General features: G+C 68.4%; 9 protein-coding genes. All 9 read left to right on the forward strand.

Annotation, left to right across the window (positions count from 1 at the left end):
* The first annotated feature begins 61 nt into the window (after positions 1–61).
* Positions 62–358, forward strand: a complete 297-nt coding sequence (gene clpS, locus ON45_RS12970) for an ATP-dependent Clp protease adapter ClpS (RefSeq protein ID WP_040494416.1) — start codon at positions 62–64, stop codon at positions 356–358.
* Positions 355–861, forward strand: coding sequence for a DUF2017 family protein (locus ON45_RS12975; protein ID WP_040494417.1), 507 nt, complete (start codon positions 355–357; stop codon positions 859–861). Before clpS ends, ON45_RS12975 begins: the two co-directional genes overlap by 4 nt.
* Positions 862–1,076: 215 nt before the next feature.
* A complete protein-coding gene (locus ON45_RS21525; RefSeq protein ID WP_148288673.1) occupies positions 1,077–1,658 on the forward strand; it encodes a prepilin peptidase in 582 nt (193 codons plus the stop codon).
* Entirely contained in the window at positions 1,655–2,278 is a 624-nt protein-coding gene (locus ON45_RS12985) for an SAF domain-containing protein (RefSeq protein ID WP_040494418.1), read from the forward strand. The genes ON45_RS21525 and ON45_RS12985 overlap by 4 nt, the downstream gene beginning before the upstream one ends.
* 1 nt (position 2,279) lies before the next feature.
* Positions 2,280–3,092 (forward strand): hypothetical protein, encoded by an 813-nt coding sequence (locus ON45_RS12990; RefSeq protein WP_040494419.1) that lies wholly within the window; start codon positions 2,280–2,282, stop codon positions 3,090–3,092.
* On the forward strand, positions 3,089–4,489 hold the full coding sequence (locus tag ON45_RS12995) for a TadA family conjugal transfer-associated ATPase (RefSeq protein WP_051063010.1): 1,401 nt from the start codon (positions 3,089–3,091) through the stop codon (positions 4,487–4,489). Before ON45_RS12990 ends, ON45_RS12995 begins: the two co-directional genes overlap by 4 nt.
* Positions 4,486–5,358: a type II secretion system F family protein gene (locus ON45_RS13000; RefSeq protein ID WP_051063011.1), complete on the forward strand. Its 873-nt coding sequence runs from the start codon at positions 4,486–4,488 to the stop codon at positions 5,356–5,358. The genes ON45_RS12995 and ON45_RS13000 overlap by 4 nt, the downstream gene beginning before the upstream one ends.
* Entirely contained in the window at positions 5,355–6,233 is an 879-nt protein-coding gene (locus tag ON45_RS13005; protein ID WP_040494420.1) for a type II secretion system F family protein, read from the forward strand. Before ON45_RS13000 ends, ON45_RS13005 begins: the two co-directional genes overlap by 4 nt.
* Before the next feature lie 64 nt (positions 6,234–6,297).
* Positions 6,298–6,537 (forward strand): hypothetical protein, encoded by a 240-nt coding sequence (locus tag ON45_RS13010; protein ID WP_040494421.1) that lies wholly within the window; start codon positions 6,298–6,300, stop codon positions 6,535–6,537.
* Positions 6,538–6,572 lie beyond the last annotated feature (35 nt).

Raw genomic sequence — 6,572 nt, forward strand, 5'->3', positions numbered from 1 at the left:
CGCTCCGTGCGCGAACTGTTCACGAGAACGACGGTGGGTGACGGCTCGGTACGCTCGGGGTGTGCCCACGACGCTCGAACCGACTCAGGTCGTCGAGCCCGAACTCGACGACGACCCCGCTGCGGACCGTCCGTGGATCGTGCTCGTCTGGAACGACCCGATCAATTTGATGAGCTACGTCACCCACGTGTTCCAGAAGTTGTTCGGCTTCTCGCACGAGAAGGCGACCGAGTTGATGCTCGACGTCCACGAGAAAGGCCGCGCCGTCGTGGCGTCCGGCACGCGCGAGGAAGCGGAGATGCACGTCTTCCATCTGCACGAACACAGCCTCTGGGCCACGATGGAACACGACACGTGACCCGTCGTTTCAAGCCGCCGATCTACGCCAGGACCCACCGCGGCACCGCGACGTGGACACTGAACCTCGGTGACGACGAACGGGGCGTGATCGTGCACATGCTCGACGAACTCCGTGTGCTCCTCACCGAAGGGGATGCTGACGGTGGTCCGACCGCCGCCGCGCTCCAGCGTCTCTTCCCCACCGCCTATCCCGACGATGCGGAGAAGGAGGCGGAGTACCAGCGGCTGATGCGCGAGGACCTCGTGAAGAGTCGGCTCGTGCAGATCGACACGGTCACGGCCGCGCTCGACGGCGACGCGCCGCTGGCGGAAAGCGACGTCGTCGCCTTGATGCAGTCGGTCAATGCGATCCGTCTCGTGCTGGGCACGATCCTCGACGTCGGTGAAGACGACGAGGTCGGCGCCGCTGGAGATGGTGGGGAGGAGCTCGAGGCCGAGCGACACCTCTACGCGTTCCTGTCGTGGCTCCTCGACTGGATCGTGCGCTCGCTCCAGACCTGAGGACATTCCCTTTCCCGTTCGCGGCCCACGACGACCCCGTGGGTGAACGTGAACCCGCTCGAGACGCTCATCGCCCCCGCCCCGACCTCCACCCCGTTCGAATTCCGACGTCGTAGGCGGCCTTCACGGCCGGATCGCACGGCCGACTATGGTCCACCGTCAATCGTTGGAGAGGTTGGGGGACTTTGCAGGCAACGCGCGTGAGCCACACGTCGATGTCGACCGTTCGCGTCGTGTCCCCGCGACGGTGGACGCTGCGCGACACCATGGCCGAGAGTCGGCCTCTCGCCCGGACGCTCATGCTGTTCGCCGGCGCGATCGCTCTGCTCTGCACCCTCGATCCACGGATCCCCGTGGCGTGCGGAATCGCGGTGGCGGCACTGGTTCCCGCGGTGCTGGTCGATCTGATCGAACGGCGACTCCCGAACCGCTTGGTCGCGATGGCCGCCATCCTCGGCGGCATCGCATCGGCGATCACCGTCGTCGGAGGTGCGTCGATCAGCCCGACGAGCGCGGCCGTCGGCGCTGCCTCCATGGCCGGTCCACTCGTGATCGCCCACCTCGTCTCACCGGCCTCGATGGGGTTCGGCGACGTCAAGACCGCGCTGGTCCTCGGAGCGGCGCTGGGACTCGTCGACCCGATGCTCGGCCTCGGTGCACTGGCCGTCGGGTCGGCCGGAACCGCGATCGTGGGCGGCATCGCGCGCCGTCGAACCGTTCCCTTCGGTCCGGGGCTCTTCTGCGGCTCGGTCGCGGTGAATGTCTTGGTCGTGACCGACGTGGTGATGGTGTCATGAGTCGCGGGCCGGGGCCGGAAGCGTCGACCGCAGGATTCCGTCCGAGCGCGCGGCGTCGCAACCGGATCGCGGCCGGTCTCGCGCTGGGAGCGGCAGCCATCGGCGGCAACCTGCTCGTCTATTCCTCGTTGGACGACACGACCTCGGTGGTCCAGGCCGTCGAGAACATCCCCGCCGGGGCTCAGGTCACCGCCGGCATGTTCCGCACGGTCGATGTCGACGTCGATTCCAGCGTGCCGACGGTCGACGGCAACCAACTCGACTCTCTGGTCGGCCAATACGCGAAGGTGCGGATCGTCTCGGGCCAACTCGTGGTCGGGATCGCCTTCCAAGCGGATCCCGTGGTGGAACCCGGCAAGGCGATCGTCGCGATCGAAGTCGACTCGGACCTCATGCCGACGAACGTCCGAGAACGGTCGGCGCTGCAACTCGTCATCGTCGATGCCGACGGAACGCCGGTGTCGATCCCCGGCACCGCGGCCGAGGTGCCGATGGAATCGGTGTCCGGGAGCGGTTCGGTGTCGCTGTCGGTCGAAGTCGATGCCGCCGACGCTCCGCAGGTCGCGACCGCCGACGTGGTCAGTGTCGTCCTGCTTCCGCCGGCTGGGGACGAGGAGTGAGATGACGACGATCGTGCTCGGTGGCGACTGTTCGACGACGACGGCACTCGCCATCGCCGCCGGGTGGCCGACATCGTTCGACGAAGCGGACCTTCCGATGGTCGTCGTCGAGGCCGATCCCACGGGCGGGTCGCTCGCGGCATGGCTGGACACACCTCTCAATCCGTCGTTGTCCTCGGTTGTCACGGCCCTGCGGCAAGCGGACTCATCCGGCGCGACCCCGACGACGACCGACTCCGCCGTCGATGCGCTGATCCGCCGCTCGTCGTCCGGCGTGCGATTCATCCCGGCTCCGTTCCGGACACGCGAAGCACGAGGCGTCATCGCCGAAGCCGACGGCGCCGCCTTCCCCCTGCTGAGCGAGCGTGAGGACCTCCTCGCACTCGTCGAGGTCGGTCGTCTCGACCCGCTGCGCCTGCCCGGCGCACTGCGGTCGGCAACGTTCTGCCTGATGGTCCACCGTCAGGATTCCTCGTCGGCTGCCGCGGCAACCGTTCGGTTGGAGCGGCTCGCCGAGACCGTCGCCGCACTCGGCGACACCGGCCGGCGCGTCGGCCTCGCCGTGATCGGTGACGCTCCCTTCGGCCTCGACGAGATCGTCGACTTCGTCGCACCGAGCGACGGTGCATGGGTGCTTCCCGTCGATCCATTGTCCGCCGCCGTGCTGGCCGGACGCTCCGGCGTCTCGGCCCGGCGCCTGGCGCGTCTGCCGTTGATGCGATCAACCGCCCTGATCGCGGCGGACCTCCACAGCGTCGTCACGGCACACGACACCGAGCCGTCACGACTTCGAGTGGGTGAGGACGTCGGGTGAGCCGTACCGCAACCTTCCGGCGACCGCCCGATGAGCTCGACGCGCCGGTGCGCGATGTGACCGCGAGGGTCGCGGATCGACTGATCGACGCGGTCGAGAACGACGCCGCTCGAATCGACCGGCCGGCGAACGATCTCCCACTCGCGCTCGACGAACGACGCCAACAGCTGCTCGTCGGTGCCTGGATCAACGACGAGCTGGGCGTGGTCAACGAGGACCGTCTCCGGGCGGGGGTCCGTCCGCTCGAACTCGACGCCGAACAGGTCCTGCGTCGGCGCGTCGTCGCCGAGCTGACCGGTGCCGGCCCGCTGGAGCCGTACCTCAACGACACGTCGGTCGAGGAGATCGACGTCAACTCGGCGGCGTCGACATGGGTGACCTATGCCGACGGTCGCAAGGTCGATGTCGGTGCACTGTGGAATTCGTCCGCCGAACTGACCGCCTTCCAGAAGCGTCTGGCACTTCGGATGCAGGGCACCGGCGAGGGACGCCTCGACACGTCATCGCCGATGCTGACGATGCAGTCGAACGACGGATCGCGCGTCGTGATGGTGCTCGGTGGCGACGGTGAGCACGGAATCTCGACCCATCCCCGGATCGCGGTGCGACGCTTCGTCGTGCGCCAGGTCGGACTCGACGGGCTGGCCGACCTCGGGCTCTTCCCGGTCGGACTGGTCGCGCAGTTGCGCGCTCTCGTCCGCTGCGGTTTCACGATGTTGGTCAGCGGTCCGCCGGGTGCCGGAAAGACGACACTGCTGACCGAACTGCTGGGCGAGGTCTCGCCGCTCGAGCGGATCATCACCGTCGAGAAGAACCTGCTCGAGCTCCGCCTCGAGGACGACCCTCGGCACCCCGACGCGCCGGCCCTCTTTACCCGCCACTCGAACGCCGAGGGCGAAGGCGAGATCACCACCCGACAGCTCGTCGAACTGACGCGCCGACTCAACCCGGACCGCGTGGTCGTCGGTGAGTTGGTCGAGGACGAGGCACTCGACATGTTGGATGTGGCGTCGATGTGCAAGCGCGGCTCGCTCGCGACGATTCACGCGCACACCTCCGACATCGTCCTCCAACGCCTCGCCTACTACGTGTCGAAGTCGAACACGAACCTGCCCGAGTTCGCCGTCTGGAGTCTGATCGCGCAGACGGTCGATTTCGTCGTCCACATCGACCTCGTCCGCAATGCCGCCCTCGATCAGGCCACGACCCGCCGGGTCACGTCGATCATCGAAGTCGGCGGGTTGGGCGAGCGGGGTGGCGTGGCCAGCACCGAGGTGTGGGGCCTCGACGAGTCGGCGGAGTTGGCGCAACTCGCACCACTCTCACAACGCCACCTCACTCGGCTCCAGCTCGCCGGCTACTCGCCCGATCAGTTCGCGATCCGAGGGCACGCGTGAGCTCGAACACCCTCCTGCTGATCCTCTCGACCGCGCTGCTGATCCTCGCGGTGGTCGTCGCGATCGCCCCGATCGACGAGTCCGCCACCGCAGCAACGGCTCCGCGCCACCTCGATGGCGGCACGATCGTGCGGGCGGCATGGGCCGGCGGACTCGGGGCGATCGTCCTCGCGGTGTCGGGTTGGGTGGTTCCCTCCGTCGTGATCGCAGCGGCAACCTGGGTCTGGGTCGCTGCGTTCCAACGGCGCGACCGAAACCGCTCCAGCGACGTCGAGCGGACCGATGCGCTCGCGTCGTGGATCGAGAACCTGCGCGACGTGCTGCTCGCCGGCGACCAGCCGATCGGCGCGATCGCTTCGACGGTCCCGACCACCCACCCGTCGATTCGCCCCGCGGTACGTCGGCTGTCGGCGGCGCTCGGCCACCAGGATCCGGACACGGCATTCCGCCGCTTCGCCGACGAACTCGATGACCCTCTGGGCGACCTCGTCTCGGCCGGACTGCTGATCGCCGTCCAGCGCGGGGCGCGCACGGTGGCCGTGCTGACCTCGCTCGCCGAGCAGGCCCGCACCGCGGCCGATCGACGGCGCATCGTGGAGGCGGAACGCGCACCGATCCAACGTGAGGTGCTGCTGTTGTCGCTCATCATGGGGGTGCTCGTCATGCTGCTCCTCGTCTTCGGCCGCTCGAGTTACCTCGACGCCTACGACACGAGCGAGGGACAACTGTTCCTCGGCGGGGTGCTCGCCGTGTACGCCGTCCTGCTGCTGCGAGTCCAGCGGCTGTCCCGGTTCCCGAAACCGACCCGTTTCCTGACCGGCGCCGACGCCCACCGCCCCATTCCGACGACGACGGGAGCATCACGATGAACGGAGTCGGCGGTGTCGTCGTCGTGAGCGTGTTGTTCGCCGTGGCCGGCTGGCTGGTGGTGACCGGTTGGAGGCAACCACGTCCCGCTCTGACGACCGCAGTGCAACGGCTCCGACGCCCACCCGTCGTCGCGAAGACCGGCGATGGGCACGACCTGGCGACCCGGATCGGCGCGCTCGCCGAACGGTCGCCACTCGTGCGACGCCGACTCGGTTCCACGGCCACGTTGCGCATCATCGGTCGGCCAGCGACGACCCACGCCGGCTACCTGGTCGTCGCCGCCATCGTCGGACTGATCGCGCCGTCGCTGGTCCTCGGGATCCTGCACACGCTCGGCGTCGTCGACATCTCGGTCTTCGTTCCTCTCCTCCTGTCCCTCGCGTGCGCCGTGCTGGCTCCGGTCTTCGTCCATTCGGCCGCCACGGCCGAGGCCGACGAACGGCGCATCGATCTGCGACACCAACTGTCCGCGTACCTCGACATGGTGACGATGCTGCTCGCCGGGAACACCGGCCACGAGGGCGCGCTTCGACAAGCCGCGGAAGCCGGCGACGGGTTGCTCTTCCGTCAACTGCGCCGGCGGATGCGCGAGGTGGCGACCACGGGCCGCAGCCTCGTCGAGGCGCTGTCGATCGTCGCCGACGACTTCGACCTGAACGAACTCCAACAGGTCGCGTCCGCGGCGGCACTCTCGGCTGCCGAAGGGTCACCGGTCGCCAAGACACTCGCAGCCAAGTGCTCCACGCTGCGTTCGACACTCGCCGCCGACGACGAGGCCCGAGCTCGGGTCCGCAACGACAAGGTCACCCCGCCCCTCGTGGGAATGGCGGTGCTGTTCATGGCACTGCTCATCTACCCCGCCCTCTCGTTCTGAAGAACTGCACGTACCGCCCACCACCTCACCGTCACACCAGCACCGACCAGCAAAGGACCAGCCGATGCACGACATCACCACGACCATGACGGCGATCACGCACGTCGTCTACGCCCACCTGCGGGCCTGGGCGCCGGACGCCCTGCTCGATCCCGACCCCGATCGCCGTGACCGTGGGGCGGTGTCGCTCGAACAGGCCCTCTGGTACGCGGCAGCCGCCACCGCGGTGGGCATCGTCGCCACGGTGATCTGGACCAAGATCAAGACCGAAGCCGACAAGCCCGTCTCCCCCGGGGGCCTCTGAGCCCGGCGTTCTCGTGAACAGTTCGCGCACGGAGC

Origin of the sequence: Ilumatobacter nonamiensis YM16-303 (assembly GCF_000350145.1) — a bacterium.
Taxonomy (GTDB): Bacteria; Actinomycetota; Acidimicrobiia; order Acidimicrobiales; family Ilumatobacteraceae; genus Ilumatobacter_A; species Ilumatobacter_A nonamiensis.